Origin of the sequence: Azospirillum sp. TSH20 (assembly GCF_003115935.1) — a bacterium.
GTDB lineage: Bacteria > Pseudomonadota > Alphaproteobacteria > Azospirillales > Azospirillaceae > Azospirillum.
Genome location: NZ_LGQU01000143.1, coordinates 1 through 21,560 on the forward strand (window position 1 = coordinate 1; position 21,560 = coordinate 21,560).

Here is a 21,560-nt window from a genome sequence, read left to right on the forward strand (position 1 = left end):
AGCTCTCGCACAAAGCTATGCTTTGTGCTGACGCGGCAGGCGGACCATAGGTCCGCTGAGAGCGGGGGAGGTTAGGTGGGGGTCTAACGCCACCGTCAGCCGACACCCACACCCCCAAGCCTCACCCCCCAGCCGCCTCTTCCTCCGCCTGCCGGCGCCTGAATCCCACCAGCGCTGTTTCGTCCAGCATCGCGGCCTCCTTGCGCTTTTGCTTGTCGCGCTCGCGCTTCAGCCGCTCCTCTTCCGCCAGTTCGTAGCGCTTCAGTTCCTGGAAGGCCTCGGCCATCTCGTCGGTGGCGATGTTGATCTGCGCCTCCACCTGGCCCAGGGACTCGCCCAGCTTGCGGCCACGCTCCAACGCCGCCTGGGCGAAGTTGGAATAGGTGAAGGACACGGAGAAGTCGTCGCGCACCGTTTCCTGTTCGTGCGCGATCTCCTGCTTCACCTTCTCGATCTCGTTGCGCAGGCGGTCGGCCAGCGTGTGGAGTTCCGCCAGGACGCGACGCTTCTCGTCCAGTTGCAGCTTCTGCAGGCGGATGATCGTTTTCAGGCTCATTGCGGCCACTGCACCCCAAAGATTTCAGCGAGCATGGCGTAGCTGGTCTCCAGATCGGTGGCCTCGCGCTTGCCCTGCTTCAGGAAGGCTTCCAGCGCCGGCTGGTAGTGGATCGCCTCGTCCACCTGCGGGTCGGTGCCGCGGCGATAGGCGCCCAGCCGGATCATCTCCTCCATGTTGTCGTAGGAGGACAGCAGGCGCCGGGCATAGCCGACCAGTTCGTTCTCGTTCGCGGTGTTGCAGCCGGGCATGGTGCGCGACACGCTGCGCAGGATGTTGATGGCGGGGTAGCGCCCGCGCTCGCCGATTTTGCGTTCCATCACGATGTGGCCGTCCAGGATGCCGCGCACGGCGTCGGCGATCGGTTCATTGTGATCGTCGCCATCGACCAGCACGGTGAACAGGCCGGTGATGGTGCCCGCCCCGACCACCCCCGGCCCGGCGCGCTCCAGCAGGCGCGGCAGCTCGGCGAAGACCGTCGGCGGATAGCCCTTGGTCGTCGGCGGTTCGCCGGCGGACAGGCCGATCTCGCGCTGGGCCATGGCGAAGCGGGTGACGCTGTCCATCATGCACAGCACGTCGCGACCCTGGTCGCGGAAATGCTCGGCCACCGCCAGAGTCATGTAGGCCGCCTGCTTGCGCATCAGCGGCGCCTCGTCGGAGGTGGCGCAGACGACGACGCTGCGGGCAAGGCCTTCCTCGCCCAGATCCTCGGTGATGAACTCCTGCAATTCGCGTCCGCGCTCGCCGATCAGGCCGATCACCGCGACCTCGGCGGCCGAAAAACGCGCCAGCATCGACATGACCGACGATTTGCCGACGCCCGATCCGGCGAAGATGCCCATGCGCTGGCCGCGGCAGCAGGTGAGGAAGGCGTTGATGGCGCGGATGCCCAAATCCAGCTTGCCCCCCACCCGGGCGCGCGAGTGCGCATTCGGCGGGTTGTTGCGGATCGGCGTGCCCTGCGGCCCCTTGGGCAGCGGCCCCTTGCCGTCCACCGGCTCGCCCAGCGCGTTGACGACACGGCCGAGCCAGGCGTCGGTCGGGTAGATCATCGCCTGGTCGCCGGCCACCAGCGCACGGCAGCCCAGCCCCACCCCGTCCAGCGCACCGAAGGGCATGGCGAGCGCCCGCCCCTGCCGGAAGCCGACGACCTCGCACGGAATACGGCGGCGGTCGCGCGTCTCGACGATGCAGCGGCCACCGACCGACAATTCCTTTTCGATCCCGCCGACCTCGACCATCAGGCCGGACACGGCGGTGACGCGGCCGTAACGGCTGCAGTCGGGAATCTGGTCGATGTCGCGGATCAACTGATCGATATCGAACGGCATGGATCGGATACCGGCGTTCCCAAGACGGAACGCGCTCCTATTAAGTGGTAGTTCTGTGGACGGAGGCGACGTTAACCACCATGATCGCATCTTGCGATGGAAGGATTAACGTTGTGTAAGCGCTTGGCGCTGGCGTTAAGCTGAATCGTCTGTTAACTTGTGTAAACGGGATGGTTGAAATCGATCATCAAGGATCGGGGACCATTACCAGAGTCGGGTAGCGAAAGCGCGCCATCAAACGTCGGGATATCGCCATGAGGGTTCTGCTGGTTGAAGACGATTCCTCCGTCGCCAAAAGCATCGAGCTGATGCTGAACACGGAAGGATTCATCGTCGACTCTACCGACCTGGGTGAAGACGGGCTGGAGATCGGCAAACTCTATGACTACGACATCATCATTCTTGATCTGATGCTGCCGGACATCGACGGGTACGAAGTTCTTCGCCGCCTGCGCGCCGCGCGTGTCACCACCCCGATCCTGATCCTGTCCGGCCTGACCGAGATGGACAACAAGATCAAGGGGCTGGGTTTCGGCGCCGACGATTACCTGACCAAGCCGTTCGACAAGCGCGAGTTGATCGCCCGCATCCAGGCCATCGTCCGCCGGTCGAAGGGGCATTCCGACAGCATCATCCGCACCGGCCGCCTGACCGTCAATCTCGACACCCGCACGGTGGAGGTCGACCAGTCGCCGCTGCACCTGACCGGCAAGGAATACGGCATCCTGGAGTTGTTGAGCCTGCGCAAGGGCACGACGCTGACCAAGGAGATGTTCCTGAACCATCTCTATGGCGGGATGGACGAGCCGGAACTGAAGATCATCGACGTCTTCGTCTGCAAGCTGCGCAAGAAGCTGGCCGCCGCAACCCAGGGTGACAACTACATCGAAACGGTGTGGGGCCGCGGTTATGTGCTGCGCGACCCGCACGAGGAAGTCGCCGAGGCCAATCCCCCGCCGCCGCCGCGCGTGCCGCAGCAGCAGGCCGCCGGCTGACAGCAAGCCCGCATTCTTTTCGTCCGCCCATCGAACGCCCGGCCGTCTTTCGCCTTGAAAGGGGGACCGGGCGTTCCCATGTCTGATTGGTCATTCTGCTTCGGACTGCGGGGCGTTCAAACGCTCCCACGCTCAGCCCTCCTTTTTTCGCCATCGCGATCATGCCTTAGCGGGCATTTGGGGGCCGCCATTCCCACACCCAGTCTGATGCGCCGCACCGGTGGTGCGGCGCCCTTCGCGTTATGGGAGACAGACATGCCCGTCGGCACCGTCAAATGGTTCAACAGCACCAAGGGCTTCGGTTTCATTCAGCCGGAAAGCGGCGGCCCGGATGTGTTCGTTCACATCTCCGCTGTCGAACGCGCCGGGCTGCGCAGCCTGGTCGATGGCCAGAAGATTTCCTACGAGGAGCAGCGCGATCCGAAGCGTGGCAAGACCTCGGCGGAAAATCTGAAGGCGGTCTGACCGCCTGACCGCCGACCTGCGGAAAAAGGGGCATCGGGAAACCGGTGCCCTTTTTCCGTGTTGCACAAGTCCCTGTTGCCCAGACGCAGGGCTCTGCCCAGAGGAGAACCGCTATGGCTTTCAAACCGAATTACAACCAGCAGCGGGCCGAGCGCAACCGGGCCAAGGAACAGAAGAAGCAGGAACGGCTGCAGCGCCGCGAGGAAGGCGTCGCCGCCCGCCGCGCCGGCGACCAGATCGATGGCGAACAGAGTGGGCAGGACGATGCGGACGTGCAGGATGACGCCGTCTCGACCGACACCGACACGAAGACCGATACCAACAATGCCTGACCGGGCGACCGCAAGCGCGGCCGACCGCGACCATACGGAGGACAGGCCATGGCCCGTCAGAAGAAGCAACCCGTCGAAAACGCCTTCGCGCTCTTCGATGTGATCTACCAGGACGGTGCGCGCACCTCGAACCGCAAGGTGCCGACCGCCGACATCGACCAGTTCGACCGCGAGAACTCCATCCGCACCTTCATCGAGACGCAGGACCGCAAGATCGCGGAAATGTCCGGCAACCCGCGCGGCCCGATCAAGTCGATCACGCCGTCGGCCTGAGAAGCAGTGCCCTTCCTGGCTGGCCGTCATCCCCGCGAAGGCGGGGATCCAGCCATTTCAAGTGCTTAAGCTGAAAGTCTGGATCCCCGCCTTCGCGGGGATGACATCCGTCAGGGCGAAGCCCCAGGGTTCATGCCACCTTGGCGCCGGCGGCGGAGAAGCCGCCCATGCTGTAGAGGCCGCGCTGGCCTTCCACCGGCTTGAACTTGTCGGTGATGCCCAGCACCGTTTCCGCGCCGCCCAGATACAGAACGCCGTCCTGCGGCATCTGCCGGGAAATCGATTCCAGCACCTTCGCCTTCGTCGGCTGGTCGAAATAGATCAGCACGTTGCGGCAGAAGACGATGTCGAACTGGCCCAGCGGCGACAGGTCGCCCAGCAGGTTCCATTCGCGGAACGACGCCATCTGGCGCAGCTGCTGGCTGATCTGCCACTTGTCGCCGTTCTGCTTGAAATGCTTCACCAGCATGGTGATCGGCAGGCCGCGCTGCACCTCGAACTGGGTGTAGATGCCGGCCTTCGCCCGCTCCACCATTTCCGCCGAGATGTCGGTGCCGATGATCTCGATGCGCCAGCCGGCCAGCTTCGCCGCCTCGTCGTTCAGGATCATCGACAGCGAATAGGCTTCCTGGCCCGACGAACAGGCGGCCGACCAGATGCGCAAGCTGCGCTTGGCCGCCCGCGCCTCCATCAGCCTCGGCAGCACCAGCTGCCTGAACTGGTCGAAGGGCTTCTGGTCGCGGAAGAAGGACGACTCGTTGGTCGTCATCGCTTCCGTGATGTCACGCAGCAGCGCCTCGTCCTTGCGGGTGCGGACGGTGGTCGCCAGCTCCTCCAGCCCCTTCATGTTCCACTTGCGCGCCACCGGCATCAGCCGGGATTCGAGCAGGTATGCCTTGTCGCGGGTGAGGACCAGGCCGGAACGCTGCTTGAGCAGCGTGGAGAACATGTCGAAATCTTCGACTCTCATGCTGCCCTCGAAGCGAGCTTGCGGATGTGGGGACCGATTTCCTTGAGCGGCAGGATGGCGTTGCAGATGCCGGCTTGCGCCACCGCACCGGGCATGCCCCAGACCACGCTCGACGCCTCGTCCTGGGCGATCAGGGTGCCGCCGCCGTTGACCACGTCGGTGCAGCCCTTCAGCCCGTCCTGCCCCATGCCGGTCAGGATGCAGGCCAGGATCTTGCGTCCGCCGAAGGCCTTCAGGATCGACCGCATCATCGGATCGACCGCCGGGCGGCAGAAATTCTCGGGCGGATCCTTGCTCAGCGCGATCACGTTGGTGCCGGCGCGCTGCGCCACCAGCATGTGGAAGTCGCCGGGCGCGATATAGCAGCGGTTCTGCACGACCGGCTCGCCGTCCTTGGCCTCGCGGGCGTCGATCCCGCACTGGCGGCTGATGTGCTCGGCCAGGATGGTGGTGAAGGTCGCCGGCATGTGCTGGGTGATCAGGATCGGCTGGCTGACGCCGGTCTTCAGGTGCGACAGCACCTCGAACAGCGCCTGCGGGCCGCCGGTGGAGCTGCCGATGGCGATCACGTCCGGCTTCACCGCGATGCCGGCCGGGGCCGGGCGGGTGGTGATCGGCCCGACCTCGCGCTTCAGCAGCCCGACCGGAGCCGCCGGGGTCAGCGGGCGGATCTCGCCGCGGCTTCGCGACCCGGCACGCCGGGCGGCGGCGCCCAGCGCCTTGACCTTGGCGACCAGTTCGCGCTTGAAGTCCTCCGCCCCGCCGATCTCGCGGGTGGAGGTCGGCTTCGGGATGTAATCGGCGGCACCGGCCGACAGGCAGCGCATCGAAACGTCGGCCCCGCGCAAGGTCAGCGTGGAGGCCATGATGATCTTCACCTGCGGCGCAACCGCCAGCAGCTTCGGGATGGCGGTCAGCCCGTCCATCACCGGCATTTCGATGTCCAGCACGATGACATCGATGGAATTGCGCTGCAGCGAATTGACCGCCATCTGTCCGTCGCCGACGGAGGTGACGACGCGGATGTCCGGGTCCCCTTCCAGCGCGCGGGTCAGCAGGCCACGGATGACGGCGGAGTCGTCCACCACCATGACCCGGACGGGATCCGGGTTGGCCGGTCGCGCGGTGGTGAGGGGGCCTCTGCCAAAACTGTCCGACATAACGGCGATTCGCCTTTCAACTCGACATAGTCAACGCGGCTTTTTCCCGGGCGGCTTCTCCCGGCGCCCGGGCCTGGAATGCGGCCAGGATCAGAGAAGGCCGACCTGCGCGAACTTGGTCTGGATGATGTCGCTGTCGAAGGGCTTCATGATGTACTCGTTGGCCCCGGCGGACAGCGCCTCCTGGATGTGGGCAAGGTCGTTCTCGGTCGTGCAGAACACCACCTTGGGCTGCTCGCCTCCGCTCATCTTGCGCAGCCGGCGCAGGAACTCGATCCCGGTCATCACCGGCATGTTCCAGTCCAGCAGGATGGCGTCGGGCATCTGCGCCGCGCAGGCTTCCATCGCCTGCCTGCCGTCCTCCGCCTCGCTGCAGGCGAAGTTCAGCTCTTCCAGGATCTTGCGCGCGACCTTGCGGACCACGCGGCTGTCATCGACCACCAGGCAGGATTTCATTGCGGCAGGGCCTCAGGTCATCTGTTCGTCGGCAAAAGCCGGCCGGGCCGGAGCGGCGCTCTCCATCGCGAAGAGCGCCGCGAGCCGTCAGGCCGTCTCGATGGTTGTGAAGTTGAGCAGACGGGGCACGTCCAGCACAACCATCAACTGGCCGTTCAGCCTATAAATTCCGGTCGAGACCTCCCGCCAGCGCGGATCCAGCGTCGCCGGGTTGCGTTCGAAGTCCTCCTTGGTCAGGCTCAGCACCTCGCCGACCGAATCGACCATCAGGCTGTACAGCTCGCCGCGCAGGTCGACGACGATCGACATGCCCGGCTTGTCCTTCGGCCGGCCGGTCAGGCCGAGCCGCAGGCGGACGTCGATGGCGGTGACGATGCGGCCGCGCAGGTTCAGCGATCCGGCGACCTCCGGCGGGGCCAGCGGGATGCGGGTGATCCGCTGATGGCCCAGCACGTCCTGCACCTGAAGGACCGGGATGCCGAACATCTGGTCGGCGATCGTCATGGTCACAAAGTCCTGGTTGCCGGAGACGACGAGATCGTCGCCCCTGGACTTCCGGACGGTGGACGGCAGCTTGGCGTTGCTCATGCGGCACCTTTCTGTTCGGTCAGCGTCTGCTGCAGCGCGAAGAGCAGCGCGTCACGGTCGAACTTGGCGACATAGTCGTTGAAACCGGCGATCCGGCCGCGGTCGAGGTCACGGGCGCTGGCGTGGCTGGACAGCGCCACCATCGGCACACGCTGCCAGCGGCTGCCGTGGCGCACCGCCTCGGCGAAGTCGAAGCCGCTCATGCCCGGCATCTCGATGTCGGAGACGATGACGTCGAAGTCCTCGCCCGCCTCGCAGAGAGCCAGCGCGTCGCCGGCATTCTCCACCGCCGTCACGTCGTAACCGGCGACCGACAGCAGCGGCGTCAGCAGGTTGCGGAAGAAGGGGCTGTCGTCCACCAGCAGCACGCGCTGCAGCTTCTCCTCCTCGAACCCCTCCTGGGCGGAGGAACCGAACCAGTCCTTGTAGGCCTGGGTCAGGAAGAAGCCGGCGTCGATCACCTCGGTCGCCTTGCCGGCGATGATGGCCGAGCCCATCAGGCCGGGACGCTCCGCGGCCAGCTGGACGTTCAGCTTCTCCTCGACGATGTCGACGATCTCGTCGACGATCAGGCCCATCGAGCGGTCGCCGTCGGCGAAGACCAGGACCGGCTGGCGGCCTTCGTTGGCGACGACGAAGTTCGGGTCGATCGGCACCAGCGGCATCAGCTTGCCGCGGTACTGGACCACCGGCAGGCCGTTCGACAGCTCGACCGTGGCGAGATCGACGTCCTCCAGGCGGGCGACCAGCGACAGCGGCACCGCCTTGGGCGCGCCCTCGCCGGCGCGGAACAGCAGGAGCGCCATCTTGTCCTCCTGGCGCTGGGTCTGGACCGCGGTGGTCTCCTTGCCCGCGGCCTCGCCCATCGCCATCTCGCCGGTGGCCGACGCGATGCCGTTGGGGTCCAGGATCATGATGACCGAGCCGTCGCCCAGGATCGTGTTGCCCGAGAACATCTCGATGTGGCGCAGGATCGGCGCCACCGGCTTCACCACGATTTCCTCGGTGTCGAACACGCGGTCGACCATGATGCCGAAGGTGTAGGTGCCGACCTGGGTGACGACGATGAAGGTCTCGTCCTCCGTCTTGGCGGCGCCCTCGCTGTCGTCCAGCCGCAGCAGCTGCTGCAGCGAGACCAGCGGCAGCAGGCGGTTGCGCAGGCGCAGCACCGGCGTGCCCTTCAGCCGTTCGATGGTGTGCTCGCTGTCCGACGCGGCGCGCACCAGTTCGACCACGCTGATCTGCGGGATGGCGAAGCGTTCGCCGGCGCACTCCACGATCAGGGCCGAGACGATGGCCAGCGTCAGCGGGATCTTGATGACGAAGGTCGAGCCCTTGCCCTGGGCCGACTTGATCTCGATCGTGCCGCCGATCTTCTCGATGTTGGTCTTCACCACGTCCATGCCGACGCCGCGGCCCGACACGTTGGTCACCTTGGCGGCGGTGGAGAAGCCCGGCTTCATGATGAACTGGATGATCTGCTGGTCGGTCATCGAGGCCAGCTCGCCTTCCGACGCCATCCCGTTCTGGATCGCCTTCTGCTTGATCCGGTCGATGGCAAGGCCCTTACCGTCGTCCTGGATCTCGATGATGATGTGGCCGCCTTCGTGATAGGCGTTCAGCGTGATGCGGCCGGTCTCCGACTTGCCGGCCTTCAGGCGCTCCGCCGGGATCTCCAGCCCATGGTCGGCGCTGTTGCGCACCATGTGGGTCAGCGGGTCCTTGATCAGCTCCAGCACCTGACGGTCCAGCTCGGTGTCGGCGCCGAGCATCTGGAGGTCGATCTTCTTGTTCAGTTCGTGCGCCAGATCGCGCACCAGACGCGGCAGCTTGGCCCAGGCGTTGCCGATGGGCTGCATGCGCGTCTTCATGACGCCTTCCTGCAGCTCCGACGTCACATGGTTCAGGCGCTGCAGCGGGGCGGCGAACTCGCTCTCCTTCTGCGACCGCAGGATCTGGAGCAGCTGGTTGCGGGTCAGCACCAGCTCCGACACCATGGTCATCAGGTTTTCGAGCAGGTCGACGTTGACGCGGATGGTCTGCGCGGCGACCGCCGATTCCTTGGTCGCGGCCTCGGCGCCCGCATCGGCGGCACCGCCGCCGGCCGAACCGCCGCCACTCGCCATCGGGGCGACCGGGGCCGGCATCTTGGCGGCTGCCGGCTCGGCGTCGGGCACGACGAGGTCCTGCGACGGGGCCGGCTCCTCGGCCGGCTCGGGCGCGCGGGTGGCGACCGCGGTGCCGGCGGCGGGAGCGGCGGCCGGGGCGGGAATGTCGTTCGGGCCGGGGGTGGAGTTCCACAGCGCCTCAAGCTCGTCCAGGGTCACCGGACGGGACTCCGACGCGGCGACCGCGGGGGCGGTCGGAGGCGGCGGGGGCGGCACGGCGGCGGCGGCCGGTGCGGGACCGCCCAGCTTGCCTTCGGCGCACAGGTTCAGCCGCTCGATCAGCGGCAGGTCGTCGCCCGGCGGTTCCGCCTCGGTCGCTTCCAGGACCGCCAGCAGGCTCTTGATGGTGTCCAGAGCCTGCAGGATCAGCGACACCGCTTCCGGGTTGATCGTCAGTTCGCCGTCGCGGAACTTGCCCAGCACGTTCTCGGACGCGTGCGCCACCTTCTCCAGGCGGGGCAGGCCGAGGAAGCCGCAAGTGCCCTTGATGGTGTGAACGAGCCGGAAGATGTTCGACAGCAGTTCCGGATTGTTGGGGTTCTGCTCCAACCGGACCAGCTCGACGTCCAGCACCGAGAGGTTTTCGTTGGTTTCCGTCAGAAATTCGGACAGCAGATCATCCATGTCGCATTCCCCAGGCCCAATGTTTATGGTCCGCGCCGGCCTGCGGCTCGAACGGACGGCTTTGCCGGCCGCCGGTTGCGCTCCAGTCCAGGTAGGGTGGGAGCCTGTCAAACACTGATTAAGAGAACCTTACCTCTTCCGATAGGGAGTCCTCCCGGAGCTTCCACCGGTAGGATCGGGGTTTCATTGTCACAGGGAGGATCGATGACCGACGCCGAACTCGCCCAATCCGTGCGCGAAGCCGTGGAACGCCTCAACGCCGCGCTGGCGGAGGCCGCGCGCCACAATCTGGCGGTCACGTTGCGCACGACCGCTCACCAGACCACCGGCGGGGTGGAGCAGGTCGTGCTGGAGCCGCGGATCTTCAAACAGCTGTAAGGGCAGCCGCAAGAGCGGCGGAGAGCCTCACCATTCCGCGGTGAAGACCAGCCGCTCGCTGCTTTCGGTGGCGACGGCGATGCGGAAGCCGTCGCTCTCGGCCAGCCGGCCGGCGAGATAGGCGTGGATGGTGCGCGGGGTCAGCGCCTCGGCCCCCGCCGTGCCGGCCAGCGCCGCCGCGGCCTCCGGGTTGAGCGTTCCCGGCCGCCCGGCGGCGGTCACGATGATGCGGCCGGCGGTCTCGTCGCCATCGGCGGCGACGGAGACCAACCCGCCATGGGTCAGCGCCTCGTCCGCCAGCATCACCAGATTCAGCACCAGCTTCACCACGCCGCGGCGCTGGGCGGTCATGTCGTGGGGAACCCGCTCCGGCCAGTCGAGCCGGGTGCGCCCGCCCTCGACATAGCCGGCGGCGGCGGCGCGGGCGTCGCCGAATCCCTTCTGGTCGCGCCCGGCGACCCCATAGGCCAGCCGGAACACCCGCAACCGGCGGTCGGCCTGACCGGAGGAATGGTCGATCAGCTTCACCGCCTCGCCCAGGAAGCCCCCAACGGAGTTCCCTGCTGAACCGCCCTCCTCGTCCTCCTGCATCTCCTCGATCAGTTCCAGGCCGTTGCGGATGGCGCCGACCGGGCTGACCAGATCATGGCAGAGCTTCGACGCCAGCAGTTCCAGCACGCGGATGTCGACGCTGACGGGGCGGGAGGACGATTCGGTCACAGGGCGGACTCCGGGAAAAAAGGAACGGCGACGGCGCGGTGCCGGAGACTCTATACTCTCCGGGCGCCGCCGCACAGGCGGTCGCATTTCCTATGTAGAATAGCGGCATGGATGGGACGCGACATGGACGATTCGCTGGTGCCCGGCGCCTGGGTGCGCCACCCGGACCAGCCCGACTGGGGGCTGGGACAGGTGCAGTCGGCCATCCGCAACCGCATCACGGTGAATTTCGAGCATGCGGGCAAGGTGCTGATCGATTCGGACGTCATTTCGCTGACGGTGGTCGATCCGGACGAGATCTGAGGTCCGGCATTTGGTGTTCGGGGCTCCGCACTCCGGGAAAGCGCGGATTGCGCGGCACCGGCGGCTTTGCTTTTATGCGAATGATTTCGGACGCCTGTTTGGGAGAGACCACATGAAGGCAATGATCCTCGGCTTCGCCGCCGCGGCGGTGATCGCGCTGGGTACGGCTGCGGTGCTGAACTCGGTCAGCCATTCGACCGCGGAGCGCTACTCCAGCACGTCCGTCCGCCTGTAGGCGAATATCGCTCCGCTCAATTCTACGAAAAGGCGACTTCCGGCTGCCCGGTTCACGGTGTAGGATCGGTCGATCCATGACCGGACACGGCGGGGTATTGCTTGATCTCGCGTCTCAAAGGGGGAATGGGCGCATTCGGTGTGGCGCTGATCCTTGGCCTCAACGCCATGGTCGGCTACGACCTGCTGCACCAGCGTGACCAGACCATCTCCCGGGCGCGGGAGGACACGGCGTCGATGGCGCTGGTGCTGGAACGCCAGGCGAGCGACACCCTGTCCGGCGTGTCGAAGATCCTTGCCGGCGCCGTGGAGGTGCTGGCCGTCCGGACCGACAGCTGGACCCGCGGCGATGCCGACATCCACGCCCTTCTGCGCCGTCAGGCCGCGCTGTCGCCGCTGGTCCGCGCCATCCTGGTGGTGTCCGCCGACGGCAGGCTGATCCACGATACCGAGACGCTGGAGCCGGCGAACGTCGACCTGTCGGACCGCGATTACCTGATGGCCCACCGCGACCGGCTGGTCCCCGACGGCGGGATTTTCGTCGGCAATCCCGTGCGCGGCCGCACCTCCGGCACTTGGTTCTTCAGCATGAGCCGGCGGCTGGATTCGCCAGACGGCAGCTTCGCCGGCGTGGTGGTCGCCGTGCTGGAGCCGATGGCCTTCCGCGGCTTCTACCAGTCGCTTCCGCTGGCCGGCGACGCGGTGGTGACGCTCTATCACGCCGACGGCACGGTGATCGCCCGTTTCCCCGACCATGACGGCTTCATCGGCCGTTCCGCCCAATTCCTGCCGCTGTTCACCGATCTGCTGAAAAAGGCGCGGGCGGGGACCGCAATGCTGGACGGCACCGTCGACGGACCGCGCCGCATCCTCAGCCACCGCGCTTCCGCCGAGATGCCGCTGGTGGTGACGGTGTCCTCGTCGCAGGACGCGGTGCTGGCCCCCTGGTGGTCGAAGGCGATGACGCTTGCCGCGGCCGACTTCGCCGGGACGCTGGTGCTGGCGGCGATGACGCTGGCCCTGCTGCGCGAGGCGGAGCGGCGGGAACGGGCCATCGCCGACCTCCAGAACAGCGAGCAGGCGCTGCGCGACAGCCAGCGGAGGCTGATCCAGGACATCGCCGCCCGCCACAGGATCGAGGCGGAGCTGATCGCCGCCAAGCAGGTCTCCGACGCCGCCAACCGGGCGAAGACCCAGTTCCTGGCCAACATGAGCCACGAGCTGCGCACGCCGCTGAACGCGGTGATCGGCTTCGCCGAGGCGCTGGAAAGCGGCATCTTCGGCGCGATGTCGGGCAAGCAGACCGAATATGTCGGCGATATCCGCCGGTCCGGCCAGCATCTGCTGAGCCTGATCAACGACATCCTCGACACCACCAAGATCGAATCGGGCAAATACGTGCTGCACCAGGAGGATCTGGCGGTCGGCGACCTGATCGGCGAATGCCTGCGCCAGATGGAGCCGCTGGCGGTGGAAAAGGGCGTGACCCTGACGGCGGCGCTGCCCGCCACCCTGCCCATCCTCCATGCCGACGCCCGCGCGGTGCGGCAGATCCTGCTGAACCTGCTGTCCAACGCGGTGAAGTTCACCCCGCCCGGCGGGCGGATCGCGGTGGAGGCCGACAGGGCGGCGCGCAGCCTGCGCCTGCGGGTCAGCGACACCGGCATCGGCATCCCCGCCATGGAGCTGGAACAGGTGATGGAGCCCTTCCATCAGGTCGACAATTCCCACACCCGCCGCTATGCCGGGACCGGGCTGGGGCTGCCGCTGGTCAGGTCGCTGGTGGAGCTGCAGGATGGCCGCTTCGTGCTGTCCAGCGTGCTGGGGCGCGGCACCACCGCCACCGTGCTGTTCCCGCCGGCCCGCCTGCGCACCCATCCGGACGATCTGCGACCTCTGGAACAGGTGCAGGCCGCCCCGGCATAAGAAACTCTCCCTAGGTCCGTCGCGCCTTGCCGACGATGACCAGGGCGATGCCGCCCAGCACGGCGACCGACGACAGCGCCAGAACCGGGGTGATCCGCTCGCCCAGCGCCAGCACCGCAACCAGCGCGGTGATGACCGGGACGCTCAGTTGGACCGAGGCGGCGCGGGCGGCGGTCAGGGCGGGCAGCGCCGCATACCAGATGGAATAGCCGACGCCCGACGCCAGCGCCCCCGACAGCACCGCATAGACCAGCCCTCCCTGATCCCAGCGCACGCCTCCGCCAAACAGCGGACCGGCCAGCGCCGCCAGCAGGGCCAGGACCGCCGCCATCGGCGCGGCGCGCAGGAAGTTGCCGGCGGTGGTGGCGATGGGATCGCGGCTGGTGCGCCCCAGCAGGGAATAAACGCCCCAGGCCGCTCCGGCCGCCATCATCAGCAGCGCCCCCAGCGGGTCCGGCGCCGACAGGCCGGGCGCCAGCAGCAGTGCCAGCCCGCCGAGCGCCAGCGCCAGCCCGCCCCATTGCAGCGGCACCAGCCTTTCGCCGCGATAGAGCCCGACGAGGATCATGGTGGCCTGCACCGCCCCGAACAGCAGCAGCGCCCCGGTCCCCGCCGTCATGGTCAGATAGGCGAAGGAGAAGGCGGCGGCATAGGCCAACAGCGCCGCCGCCCCGCGCCAGCTGCCGGCCCCCGCTTTCGCATGGCCGGTGGCGCGGGCGATCAGCCACAGGCTGGCGGCCCCGGACGCGATGCGGACCAGGGTGAAGCCGGCCGGGTCGATGTCGGTCTGGGTCAGCGCCAGCCGGCACAGGATGGAGTTCGCGGCGAAGGCCAGCATCGCCAGCAGGGTCAGCAGCGCCGCCCGCCCGGCGCTCGGCACCGTCGGCGCCGGAACGGCTCCCACCTTATCGCTCGCCATCACGATTGTTTTCCCTGCAACCATTTCCGCCCAGCTAGCCGCAGGGCCGCCGCCCTGTCAAACACCCAGCGGCGCCAGCCCCGTCCGACTTTGGTCGGACTGCGGCTACGAGGACGGGCCGGGCAGGGCGAACAGCAGCAGGTAGGTGCGCTGGAGCGAGCTGAAATTGTTGTCGGAGATCAGATAGACCAGCGTTTCCCCCGCCGGCCCCGGCCGGGTGGCGATGCCTTCGAAATTGTCGTTCACCAGCGGCGGCTCCAAGCGCCCAAGCTCTTCGCCGTCCACAACGGCGCCGGCGGTCAGTTGGCCCGGCGCCACGCGGACCAGCCGCGACGACCAGCCGCCCAGCAGCGACACCCAGCGTTCCAGCACCAGCGCACCGCCGTCCGGCAGCGGGGCGACGCTGGTCGGGCGGTAACGCGGGGCGGCGAGATAGGTGAAGGGCTGCCAGTCGGCGGCACTGCGCGGAACGCCGTCGCCCTTGATCCCCGCCCGGGTAATCCAGGCGCGGCGTTCCCGGCGGCCGTCGTCCTTCCCCTCCTCCATGGCGAGCAGCCGTCCGTCGGGAAGGCGGGTCAGCGCCTCCAGCCCGCCATTCTCCGGCGCGCTGTCCATGCCCGGCGGCAGCGGAATCGGCGTCGGCGTGCCCTCCGGCCCGCGGTCGCCGCTCTTGTAGTGGAGGATGCGGTGGTCACGCTCCAGCGAGACCAGCCAGCCGCCGTCGGGCAGCCGCGTCAGATCCTCCGCATCGGTGCGGCCCTTGCTGTGGGAGGTCCCCTCCTCCACCGTCAGCGGTCGGGAATGGACATCGGACAGGCCGGTCAGCCGCCCCCCGGCATCGGTTTGCAGCCGGCCATCCACCACCAGCCCGGTGTCGCCGATGGCGACGAAGCGGTCGCCGGCCGGGTCCACCCACAGCCCGGACAGCCCGCCGACCCGGTCGCCCCCGGCGATGTCCAGCCCACCCAGGAAGCGCAGCGGCCCGACCGCCAGCTTGCCCGACCGCCCACGGTCGAGCGGAACGGCGACGGCCTTGACCGATTCGGGCTCCCCTCCGCCGGCACCGACCACGGCGGCACAGCCGCCGGCCAGGGCCACCAGCAGCAGGCTCCAGACCACTGTCTTTCGTATCGTCATCGCGCCACTCTTGTCAGTGCAATCGAGAGACACAATCTTTCTTTTGAGGATCATTGCGTGCATATGGCGACCTGCGGCGCAGCCGTTGCGGCACATCCATCATACCGGCTAGGCGCGGCGGATTACTCCCTCAGAACCGGTGGGGTCGGCGGGACAAGCGCTTAGATTGACGAATGTTTTCGACGATGCCTATCCATGACGACCGAGCCGAGCCCGTTCCCATGCCGATGCTTCCGCGGTCGCAGACCGCCTATTCTCCTCCGGACCAGACCGGCGACGGCGTCGCGTCCGGCGTGTCTGGCGGCGTGTCTGGCGGCGAGGCCGGCGGCATGCCCCTGGCCGACCGGCTGGCGGCGCGCATCCAGGAGTTGGAAGCGGAGCTGCGGGAACTGCAGCACCGCGCCAAGAACAGCCTGCAGCTGGTCATCAGCCTGCTGAAGCTGCAGGCCGGCCGCATCCGCGATCCCGACGCCCGCGCCGCCTACGAGCAGACCATGGTCCGCATCGAGGCATTGGCGATTCTCTATCGTCAGCTGCACGAGAGCGGCGCCGGCACCCATGTCGACCTTGGCCGCTACGTCACCGCGCTGTGCGAGGCGGTGCGGGAAGGCACGCCCGGCGCCCTGTCGCGCGTGCCGGTGACCGTCAATTCCGACCCGATCCAGATCGGCCTGTACGAGGCGATGCCGCTTGGCCTCATCATCGCGGAGCTGGTGACGAACTGCCTGCACCATGCCTTCCCCGACGACGGCTGGATCCGCATCACCGTGCGCCAGCAGGACGACAGCGGCCGTGCCCGCCTGACGGTGGAGGACAACGGCCGCGCCCTGCCCGCCGGGTTCGACACCACGTCCGAAGACGGGATGATGCTGGCCGAGGCGCTGGCCGGCCAGCTCGGCGACACGTTGTCCACCGACAGCGACGCCGCCGGCACCACCGCCAGCGTCAGCTTCCCGGTCTGAAGACGCCCGGCACTCGTCGACAGTTCCAAACCCGCCTCTCGGCCGTCATTCCCGCGAAGGCGGGAATCCAGTCGTTTCAGCCGCTTAACTGCGGAGTTTCCTGGATCCCCGCCTTCGCGGGGAAGACAGCCGAAACGGGGGCTGCGTCGGCGTAACGACGATAAACGTCCCCCTCAGTGCCGGCATCCTCACCGTCATGGGGCTCACGTCGTCATCGTCGGATTGATGCCGCGACGCTTCATTCACGCGGCCCTGCAATTCTCCTGACACGGTTGATTTTTCGACCACCGGCGCGGTTCGGGTGGCTGCAATTCCCACCGGCTTTCACCAAATGGCGAAGGGTGGGGAAGGAAAGGCCTTCCCACATGTTATGACCCAGGACACGCAGCCGATCGGACGCCATGTACGCCCATTCGCCCCAGCCAATCCCGTCAGCCGGATCGCCGCCCGCCTCCACCGGGGCCACCGGCGCACTGCGGCCGATCCTGGAGCCGGGGCGGACCTGCTGGCGGGTGGAGGACACCGCGAGGCTGGGCGTCATCGTCGATGCCGAGGATTATTTCGCGCTGGCCAAGGCGGCCATGCGGCGCGCCCGGCGCAGCATCTACATGACCGCCTGGGATTTCGACGCCCGCATCCGGCTGATGCCGCAGACCCGCCGCCCGCGCCGGCCCGACCGGCTGGGCACGCTGCTGAACTGGCTGGCGACGACGCGGCCCGACCTGCACATCCATGTGCTGAAATGGGACTATGCCGAGCTTTTCGACCTCGCCCGCTGGTCGCATCCCTTCATGCTGCGCAACTGGCTGACCCACCGGCGCCTGCAATACCGGCTGGACAGCGATCATCCGACCGGCGCCTGCCATCATCAGAAGATGCTGGTGATCGACGATCAGGTCGCCTTCTGCGGCGGGCTGGACGTCACCGCCAACCGCTGGGACACCCGCGCCCACCATGCCCATGACCCGCGGCGGCGCCAGCCCGACGGCAAGCCCTATGAGCCGTTCCACGACGTGATGATGGCGGTGGACGGCGACGCCGCCCGCGCGCTGGGGGAGATGTTCCGCGACCGCTGGGCGCGCGCCACCGGCGAGACGCTGACGCCCCCCGCCCACTCCCCCGGCCGGCCGGCCCGCCGCCACCCGCTGGCCGCCGACCCCTGGCCGCCCGGCTTCGAGCCGATGCTGCGCGGCGTGCGCGTCGGCATCGCCCGCACCGATCCCGCCTACAACGGGCGCGAGGCGGTGCGCGAGGTGGAAGCGCTCCATCTGGAGGCCATCGCCCAGGCGCGCGACGTCATCTATCTGGAAAGCCAGTATTTCGCCTCCACCGCAGTGGCCGAGGCGCTGAAAGCGCGGCTGGCCGAGCCGGATGGGCCGGAGGTGATCGTCGTCAACCCGGTGCGCACCACCAGCTGGCTGGAGAACACCGTCATGCTCGGCGCCCGCGCCCGGCTGACCCGCGAGCTTCGCGAGGCCGACCGCCACGGCCGCTTCCGCCTGTTCGCCGCGCTGACCGACGGCGGCGCCTGCATCACCGTCCATGCCAAGGTGATGGTGGTGGACGACCGTCTGCTGCGCATCGGCTCGGCCAACCTCAACAACCGCTCGATGGGTCTCGACACCGAGTGCGACCTTGCGCTGGAAGCCGGGCCGGGGCCGGAGCATGCGGAGACCCGCCGCGCCATCCGCCACACCCGCGACGACCTGATCGCCGAGCATCTGGGATCCACGGCGGCGGCGGTCGCGGCGGCGCACCGGCGGCTGGGGTCGCTCACCGCCGCCATCGAGTCGCTGCGCAAGCCGATCGGGCGGACGCTGGAACCGCTGCATGACCCCGAACCCGACGGGCTGGCCGCCGCCGTCGCCGACGCCCGCGTCTTCGATCCCGAACATCCGGTCGGCGCGGTGGATATCGTCCGCCGGGTGCTGCCGTCGCGCATCCCGCGCACCCGCCACTGGCTGATGCTGGCCGGCGTCCTGGCCCTGCTGGGGCTGTGGGGCATGTGGCGCTACACCGCGCTCAGCGAATGGGCGACGCTGGGCTCCGTGCTGACCGTCTTCCACAGCCTGGGCGAGAGCCCGCTGGCGCCGCTGTGGCTGATGCTGGCCTATGTCGCCGGCGGCTACGTCATGTTCCCGCTGACCGTGATGATCGCCGCCACCGCCATCGTCATGGGGCCGTGGTGGGGCTTTCCCACCGCGATGGCCGGGGCGGTCGCCTCGGCGGTGGCGATGTTCTGGACCGGGCGAATGGCGGGGCGCGACCTGCTGGACCGCCATGGCGGGCCGCTGATCGCCCGCATCAACGAAAAGCTGGCCGACAGCGGCATCGCCGCGGTAGCCGGCGTGCGCGCCGTGCCGGTGGCGCCCTACACGGTGGTGAACCTCGCCGCCGGCGCGTCGAAGCTGCGCTTCGGCGACTATGTGATCGGCACCATGGTCGGTCTTGCGCCCGGCATCCTTGCCTTCAATCTGCTCGGGCACCAGCTTGAGCGCACCATCACCAACCCCGGGGCGGGCGACATCGCGCTGCTGGCGGGGATGGCGGCGGTGGCGATCGGGCTCGGCTGGGTGACCAGCCGCCTTCTCGGCCGTTCCGGCCGGAAACCTGCGGATGTGGGGCAAGACGACAGGGCAGACGAAAGGAATTTGGAACCGTGATCCGTTTCAGCCGTGACCGTGTCCAGCGCATCGCCGCCGCGTTGCGCGCCGCCCGCGCCCGCCGTCCCCGCCGTGCCGACCGCCGCAGCAACCCCATCCCGGACGGCATGGCCGCGCTCAGCGTCGCCACCTGGAACATTCACAGCTGCGTCGGGCTCGACGCCCGATTCGCCCCCGACCGCATCGCCCAGGTGATCCGCGACCTCGACGTCGACCTGATCGGCCTGCAGGAGGTCGGCTGGCACCATCGCGGCGAATCGGGGATGGACCAGTTCGCCTTCCTGGAGCGGCACACCGGGCTGACGGCCTATGCCGGCCCGACCAAGCACAGCGAGCGCGCCCATTACGGCAACTGCCTGCTGACCCGCCTGCCGGTGCGGTCGATGGAGACGATGGACCTGTCCGTCGGCAAGCGTGAGCCGCGCGGCGCCATCGACGCGGTGGTGGAGGTGCAGGGCCGCCCGGTGCGGGTGATCGTCGCCCATCTCGGCCTCGACCCTTGGGAAAGGGCCAAACAGGTTGGTGACATAGTGTCGCGGGTGGAAAGCCAGCCGGAGCTGCCCACCCTGTTCATGGGCGATCTGAACGAATGGACGCCCAGTTCCCCCCGGCTGCGCCAACTCGCCTCCTCCTTCGCCGACGTCGCCAATCCGCGCAGCTTCCACGCCCGCATGCCGACCCTGCGGCTCGACCGCATCTATGTGACGGGAGGCTTGCAAATCCCCGCTTTCGAGGTGGTTCGCACCATCCTCACCCGTCGGGCATCGGACCATCTGCCGGTCCGCGCGGTGCTCGCCGTCCCCTGAACGTCAACGGCTGTTCCTAAACGTCAGTATGACCAACGGAGTCGCGCTCCGAGGTCATAGCGGAATCGTTGCGGTTGATAATTTTTTGTGCAGTGCAATGTTCTTTTAACAACAGAGCTTTGCAAATGCGAAGAAGCTCTTGACCTATACGCCACCCCTGACGAAGGATATGGTTGGTAATACGATCAATACGCTGATCGAAGGTATAACCGACCCTGGCCGACCGGGGGCAGCCGTGACGTGAGGATCTGATTTGCTGTACCATCTGTACGACATGCAACACGCCGCCATGCGGCCGATGCGTTTCTGGGCCGAAGCTGCCCAGCACACCTTCCAGAACCCGCTGATGCCGTTGTCCTACACCAAGCTTGGCCGGGCGGTCGCCGCCGGGGCCGAGCTGGTGGAGCGGACGACCCGCCGCTTCGGCAAGCCGGCATTCGGTCTGGCGGAGACGGTGGTCGATGGGCAGACGGTGCCGGTTACCGAGCGTTTCGTCTGGCAGTCCCCCTTCTGCAAGCTGCTGAACTTCGCCAAGCCGGAAGGCACGCCGCGCCAGCCCAAGGTGCTGCTGGTCGCCCCGATGTCGGGGCACCACGCCACGCTGCTGCGCGGCACCGTGGAAGCGCTGATCCGCGACCATGACGTCTACATCACGGACTGGATCGACGTGCGGCTGGTGCCGATGGCGGCCGGGCGCTTCGACCTGGACGACTACATCGACACGGTGGCGGAGCTGATCCGCTTCCTGGGGCCGAACACCCACGTCATCGCGGTGTGCCAGCCGGCGGTGCCGGTGATGGCGGCGGTGTCGCTGATGGCGGCGGCGGACGAGCCGGTGCAGGCGCGCAGCATGACCCTGATGGGCGGCCCGATCGACCCGATGGCCAACCCGACGGTGCCGGTCAAGCTGGCGATGGAACGCCCGCTGAAGTGGTTCGAGCGCAGCGTCATCACCACGGTCCCGGTCTATTATCCGGGCGCCTTCCGCCGCGTCTATCCCGGCTTCATCCAGCTGTCGGGCTTCATGTCGATGAACCTCGACCGCCACATCAACGAGCATGTCGGCCTGTTCCGCCACCTCGTCCGCGGCGACGGCGATTCGGCCGAGCAGCACCGCCGCTTCTACGACGAATATCTGTCGGTGATGGACCTGTCGGCGGAATTCTACCTGCAGACCATCGAGACGGTGTTCCAGAAGCACGCCCTGCCCAACGGCACCATGATGTCGCGCGGCCGCAAGGTGGAGCCGGCGGCAGTTCGCAAGACCGCGGTGATGACGGTGGAAGGCGAGCTGGACGACATCTCCGCCCCCGGCCAGACCATCGCGGCGCAGCGCCTGTGCTCGTCGCTGCCGGACGGGATGCGCAAGACGCATTTCCAGAAGGGCGTCGGCCACTACGGCATCTTCAACGGCCGCCGCTGGCGCGAAGCGATCCTGCCGGAAATCCGCAGCTTCATCCAAAGCCACGACGGGGAGTGAGGGGCTGCGGTTTCTTGCGGAGCTAGACCCCCACCTAACCTCCCCCGCTCTCAGCGGACCTACGGTCCGCCTGCCGCGTCAGCACAAAGCAAAGCTTTGTGCGAGAGCTGG

General features: G+C 67.7%; 22 protein-coding genes. 12 read left to right on the forward strand and 10 right to left on the reverse strand.

Going from position 1 to position 21,560, the window contains the following annotated elements; all coding sequences use genetic code 11:
- Positions 1-121: 121 nt before the first annotated feature.
- Both TSH20_RS30980 and fliI read right to left on the reverse strand, forming a co-directional pair.
- Positions 122-556, reverse strand: coding sequence for a flagellar export protein FliJ (locus tag TSH20_RS30980; protein WP_109150424.1), 435 nt, complete (start codon positions 554-556; stop codon positions 122-124).
- The gene (gene fliI, locus TSH20_RS30985) at positions 553-1,890 is read right to left on the reverse strand and encodes a flagellar protein export ATPase FliI (RefSeq protein ID WP_109156334.1); all 1,338 of its coding nucleotides are present in this window, start codon (positions 1,888-1,890) and stop codon (positions 553-555) included. Before fliI ends, TSH20_RS30980 begins: the two co-directional genes overlap by 4 nt.
- Positions 1,891-2,144: 254 nt before the next feature.
- On the opposite strand from fliI, the gene TSH20_RS30990 reads away from it, so the two are divergent.
- The 4 genes from TSH20_RS30990 (at position 2,145) to TSH20_RS31005 (ending at position 3,955) form a co-directional block, all read left to right on the forward strand.
- Positions 2,145-2,885 (forward strand): response regulator transcription factor CtrA, encoded by a 741-nt coding sequence (locus TSH20_RS30990; RefSeq protein ID WP_109156335.1) that lies wholly within the window; start codon positions 2,145-2,147, stop codon positions 2,883-2,885.
- Positions 2,886-3,140: 255 nt separating this feature from the next.
- The gene (locus tag TSH20_RS30995; RefSeq protein ID WP_012977930.1) at positions 3,141-3,350 is read left to right on the forward strand and encodes a cold-shock protein; all 210 of its coding nucleotides are present in this window, start codon (positions 3,141-3,143) and stop codon (positions 3,348-3,350) included.
- Between the two features lie 113 nt (positions 3,351-3,463).
- Positions 3,464-3,682, forward strand: a complete 219-nt coding sequence (locus TSH20_RS35155; RefSeq protein ID WP_158282096.1) for a hypothetical protein — start codon at positions 3,464-3,466, stop codon at positions 3,680-3,682.
- Between the two features lie 48 nt (positions 3,683-3,730).
- The gene (locus tag TSH20_RS31005) at positions 3,731-3,955 is read left to right on the forward strand and encodes a hypothetical protein (RefSeq protein ID WP_109150428.1); all 225 of its coding nucleotides are present in this window, start codon (positions 3,731-3,733) and stop codon (positions 3,953-3,955) included.
- Between the two features lie 130 nt (positions 3,956-4,085).
- On the opposite strand, the gene TSH20_RS31010 is transcribed toward TSH20_RS31005, so the two are convergent.
- The 5 genes from TSH20_RS31010 to TSH20_RS31030 form a co-directional block, all read right to left on the reverse strand.
- Entirely contained in the window at positions 4,086-4,925 is an 840-nt protein-coding gene (locus TSH20_RS31010; RefSeq protein ID WP_109150429.1) for a protein-glutamate O-methyltransferase, read from the reverse strand.
- Positions 4,922-6,085 (reverse strand): chemotaxis response regulator protein-glutamate methylesterase, encoded by a 1,164-nt coding sequence (locus TSH20_RS31015; protein ID WP_109156336.1) that lies wholly within the window; start codon positions 6,083-6,085, stop codon positions 4,922-4,924. Before TSH20_RS31015 ends, TSH20_RS31010 begins: the two co-directional genes overlap by 4 nt.
- Positions 6,086-6,175: 90 nt before the next feature.
- Complete coding sequence (locus TSH20_RS31020; RefSeq protein ID WP_109150431.1) at positions 6,176-6,541, reverse strand: response regulator; 366 nt, start codon at positions 6,539-6,541, stop codon at positions 6,176-6,178.
- A gap of 87 nt (positions 6,542-6,628) precedes the next feature.
- Positions 6,629-7,129 (reverse strand): chemotaxis protein CheW, encoded by a 501-nt coding sequence (locus tag TSH20_RS31025; protein WP_109047908.1) that lies wholly within the window; start codon positions 7,127-7,129, stop codon positions 6,629-6,631.
- Complete coding sequence (locus tag TSH20_RS31030; protein ID WP_109156337.1) at positions 7,126-9,921, reverse strand: chemotaxis protein CheW; 2,796 nt, start codon at positions 9,919-9,921, stop codon at positions 7,126-7,128. Before TSH20_RS31030 ends, TSH20_RS31025 begins: the two co-directional genes overlap by 4 nt.
- A 204-nt stretch (positions 9,922-10,125) precedes the next feature.
- Between TSH20_RS31030 and TSH20_RS35395 the strand changes: the two genes are divergently transcribed.
- A complete protein-coding gene (locus tag TSH20_RS35395; RefSeq protein WP_169054747.1) occupies positions 10,126-10,299 on the forward strand; it encodes a hypothetical protein in 174 nt (57 codons plus the stop codon).
- Between the two features lie 27 nt (positions 10,300-10,326).
- On the opposite strand, the gene TSH20_RS31035 is transcribed toward TSH20_RS35395, so the two are convergent.
- Positions 10,327-11,019 (reverse strand): histidine phosphotransferase family protein, encoded by a 693-nt coding sequence (locus tag TSH20_RS31035; RefSeq protein ID WP_109156338.1) that lies wholly within the window; start codon positions 11,017-11,019, stop codon positions 10,327-10,329.
- Positions 11,020-11,142: 123 nt separating this feature from the next.
- Here TSH20_RS31035 and TSH20_RS31040 point away from each other — a divergent pair, with 123 nt between their 5' ends.
- The 3 genes from TSH20_RS31040 to TSH20_RS31045 all read left to right on the forward strand — a co-directional run bounded on the left by TSH20_RS31040 (position 11,143) and on the right by TSH20_RS31045 (position 13,482).
- The gene (locus TSH20_RS31040) at positions 11,143-11,322 is read left to right on the forward strand and encodes a DUF3553 domain-containing protein (protein ID WP_169054748.1); all 180 of its coding nucleotides are present in this window, start codon (positions 11,143-11,145) and stop codon (positions 11,320-11,322) included.
- A 112-nt stretch (positions 11,323-11,434) separates the two neighbouring features.
- Positions 11,435-11,557 carry a hypothetical protein gene (locus TSH20_RS36240; protein WP_282183591.1) on the forward strand — a complete coding sequence of 41 codons (123 nt, stop codon included), beginning with the start codon at positions 11,435-11,437 and terminating at the stop codon, positions 11,555-11,557.
- A 125-nt stretch (positions 11,558-11,682) separates the two neighbouring features.
- The gene (locus tag TSH20_RS31045; protein WP_109156339.1) at positions 11,683-13,482 is read left to right on the forward strand and encodes an ATP-binding protein; all 1,800 of its coding nucleotides are present in this window, start codon (positions 11,683-11,685) and stop codon (positions 13,480-13,482) included.
- 10 nt (positions 13,483-13,492) lie between these two features.
- Here TSH20_RS31045 and TSH20_RS31050 read toward each other — a convergent pair whose 3' ends face one another.
- Both TSH20_RS31050 and TSH20_RS31055 read right to left on the reverse strand, forming a co-directional pair.
- Positions 13,493-14,401: a DMT family transporter gene (locus TSH20_RS31050; RefSeq protein WP_109156340.1), complete on the reverse strand. Its 909-nt coding sequence runs from the start codon at positions 14,399-14,401 to the stop codon at positions 13,493-13,495.
- Positions 14,402-14,506: 105 nt separating this feature from the next.
- Positions 14,507-15,538 carry an esterase-like activity of phytase family protein gene (locus TSH20_RS31055; RefSeq protein WP_109156341.1) on the reverse strand — a complete coding sequence of 344 codons (1,032 nt, stop codon included), beginning with the start codon at positions 15,536-15,538 and terminating at the stop codon, positions 14,507-14,509.
- Between the two features lie 221 nt (positions 15,539-15,759).
- Here TSH20_RS31055 and TSH20_RS31060 point away from each other — a divergent pair, with 221 nt between their 5' ends.
- From TSH20_RS31060 to phaZ, 4 genes are all read left to right on the forward strand, one after another.
- Positions 15,760-16,500: a sensor histidine kinase gene (locus TSH20_RS31060; protein WP_109156342.1), complete on the forward strand. Its 741-nt coding sequence runs from the start codon at positions 15,760-15,762 to the stop codon at positions 16,498-16,500.
- 401 nt (positions 16,501-16,901) lie between these two features.
- Positions 16,902-19,163: a VTT domain-containing protein gene (locus TSH20_RS31065; RefSeq protein ID WP_109156343.1), complete on the forward strand. Its 2,262-nt coding sequence runs from the start codon at positions 16,902-16,904 to the stop codon at positions 19,161-19,163.
- Positions 19,160-19,969 (forward strand): endonuclease/exonuclease/phosphatase family protein, encoded by an 810-nt coding sequence (locus TSH20_RS31070; protein WP_109150440.1) that lies wholly within the window; start codon positions 19,160-19,162, stop codon positions 19,967-19,969. Before TSH20_RS31065 ends, TSH20_RS31070 begins: the two co-directional genes overlap by 4 nt.
- Positions 19,970-20,222: 253 nt before the next feature.
- On the forward strand, positions 20,223-21,449 hold the full coding sequence (phaZ, locus tag TSH20_RS31075) for a polyhydroxyalkanoate depolymerase (RefSeq protein WP_109156344.1): 1,227 nt from the start codon (positions 20,223-20,225) through the stop codon (positions 21,447-21,449).
- Positions 21,450-21,560 lie beyond the last annotated feature (111 nt).

Coding starts and splice junctions, on each gene's coding strand:
- TSH20_RS30980 (WP_109150424.1), bottom strand. CDS start 556: ATGAGCCTGAAAACGATCATCCGCCTGCAGAAGCTGCAACTGGACGAG.
- fliI (WP_109156334.1), bottom strand. CDS start 1,890: ATGCCGTTCGATATCGATCAGTTGATCCGCGACATCGACCAGATTCCC.
- TSH20_RS30990 (WP_109156335.1), top strand. CDS start 2,145: ATGAGGGTTCTGCTGGTTGAAGACGATTCCTCCGTCGCCAAAAGCATC.
- TSH20_RS30995 (WP_012977930.1), top strand. CDS start 3,141: ATGCCCGTCGGCACCGTCAAATGGTTCAACAGCACCAAGGGCTTCGGT.
- TSH20_RS35155 (WP_158282096.1), top strand. CDS start 3,464: ATGGCTTTCAAACCGAATTACAACCAGCAGCGGGCCGAGCGCAACCGG.
- TSH20_RS31005 (WP_109150428.1), top strand. CDS start 3,731: ATGGCCCGTCAGAAGAAGCAACCCGTCGAAAACGCCTTCGCGCTCTTC.
- TSH20_RS31010 (WP_109150429.1), bottom strand. CDS start 4,925: ATGAGAGTCGAAGATTTCGACATGTTCTCCACGCTGCTCAAGCAGCGT.
- TSH20_RS31015 (WP_109156336.1), bottom strand. CDS start 6,085: ATGTCGGACAGTTTTGGCAGAGGCCCCCTCACCACCGCGCGACCGGCC.
- TSH20_RS31020 (WP_109150431.1), bottom strand. CDS start 6,541: ATGAAATCCTGCCTGGTGGTCGATGACAGCCGCGTGGTCCGCAAGGTC.
- TSH20_RS31025 (WP_109047908.1), bottom strand. CDS start 7,129: ATGAGCAACGCCAAGCTGCCGTCCACCGTCCGGAAGTCCAGGGGCGAC.
- TSH20_RS31030 (WP_109156337.1), bottom strand. CDS start 9,921: ATGGATGATCTGCTGTCCGAATTTCTGACGGAAACCAACGAAAACCTC.
- TSH20_RS35395 (WP_169054747.1), top strand. CDS start 10,126: ATGACCGACGCCGAACTCGCCCAATCCGTGCGCGAAGCCGTGGAACGC.
- TSH20_RS31040 (WP_169054748.1), top strand. CDS start 11,143: ATGGACGATTCGCTGGTGCCCGGCGCCTGGGTGCGCCACCCGGACCAG.
- TSH20_RS36240 (WP_282183591.1), top strand. CDS start 11,435: ATGAAGGCAATGATCCTCGGCTTCGCCGCCGCGGCGGTGATCGCGCTG.
- TSH20_RS31045 (WP_109156339.1), top strand. CDS start 11,683: ATGGGCGCATTCGGTGTGGCGCTGATCCTTGGCCTCAACGCCATGGTC.
- TSH20_RS31050 (WP_109156340.1), bottom strand. CDS start 14,401: ATGGCGAGCGATAAGGTGGGAGCCGTTCCGGCGCCGACGGTGCCGAGC.
- TSH20_RS31055 (WP_109156341.1), bottom strand. CDS start 15,538: ATGACGATACGAAAGACAGTGGTCTGGAGCCTGCTGCTGGTGGCCCTG.
- TSH20_RS31060 (WP_109156342.1), top strand. CDS start 15,760: ATGCCGATGCTTCCGCGGTCGCAGACCGCCTATTCTCCTCCGGACCAG.
- TSH20_RS31065 (WP_109156343.1), top strand. CDS start 16,902: ATGTACGCCCATTCGCCCCAGCCAATCCCGTCAGCCGGATCGCCGCCC.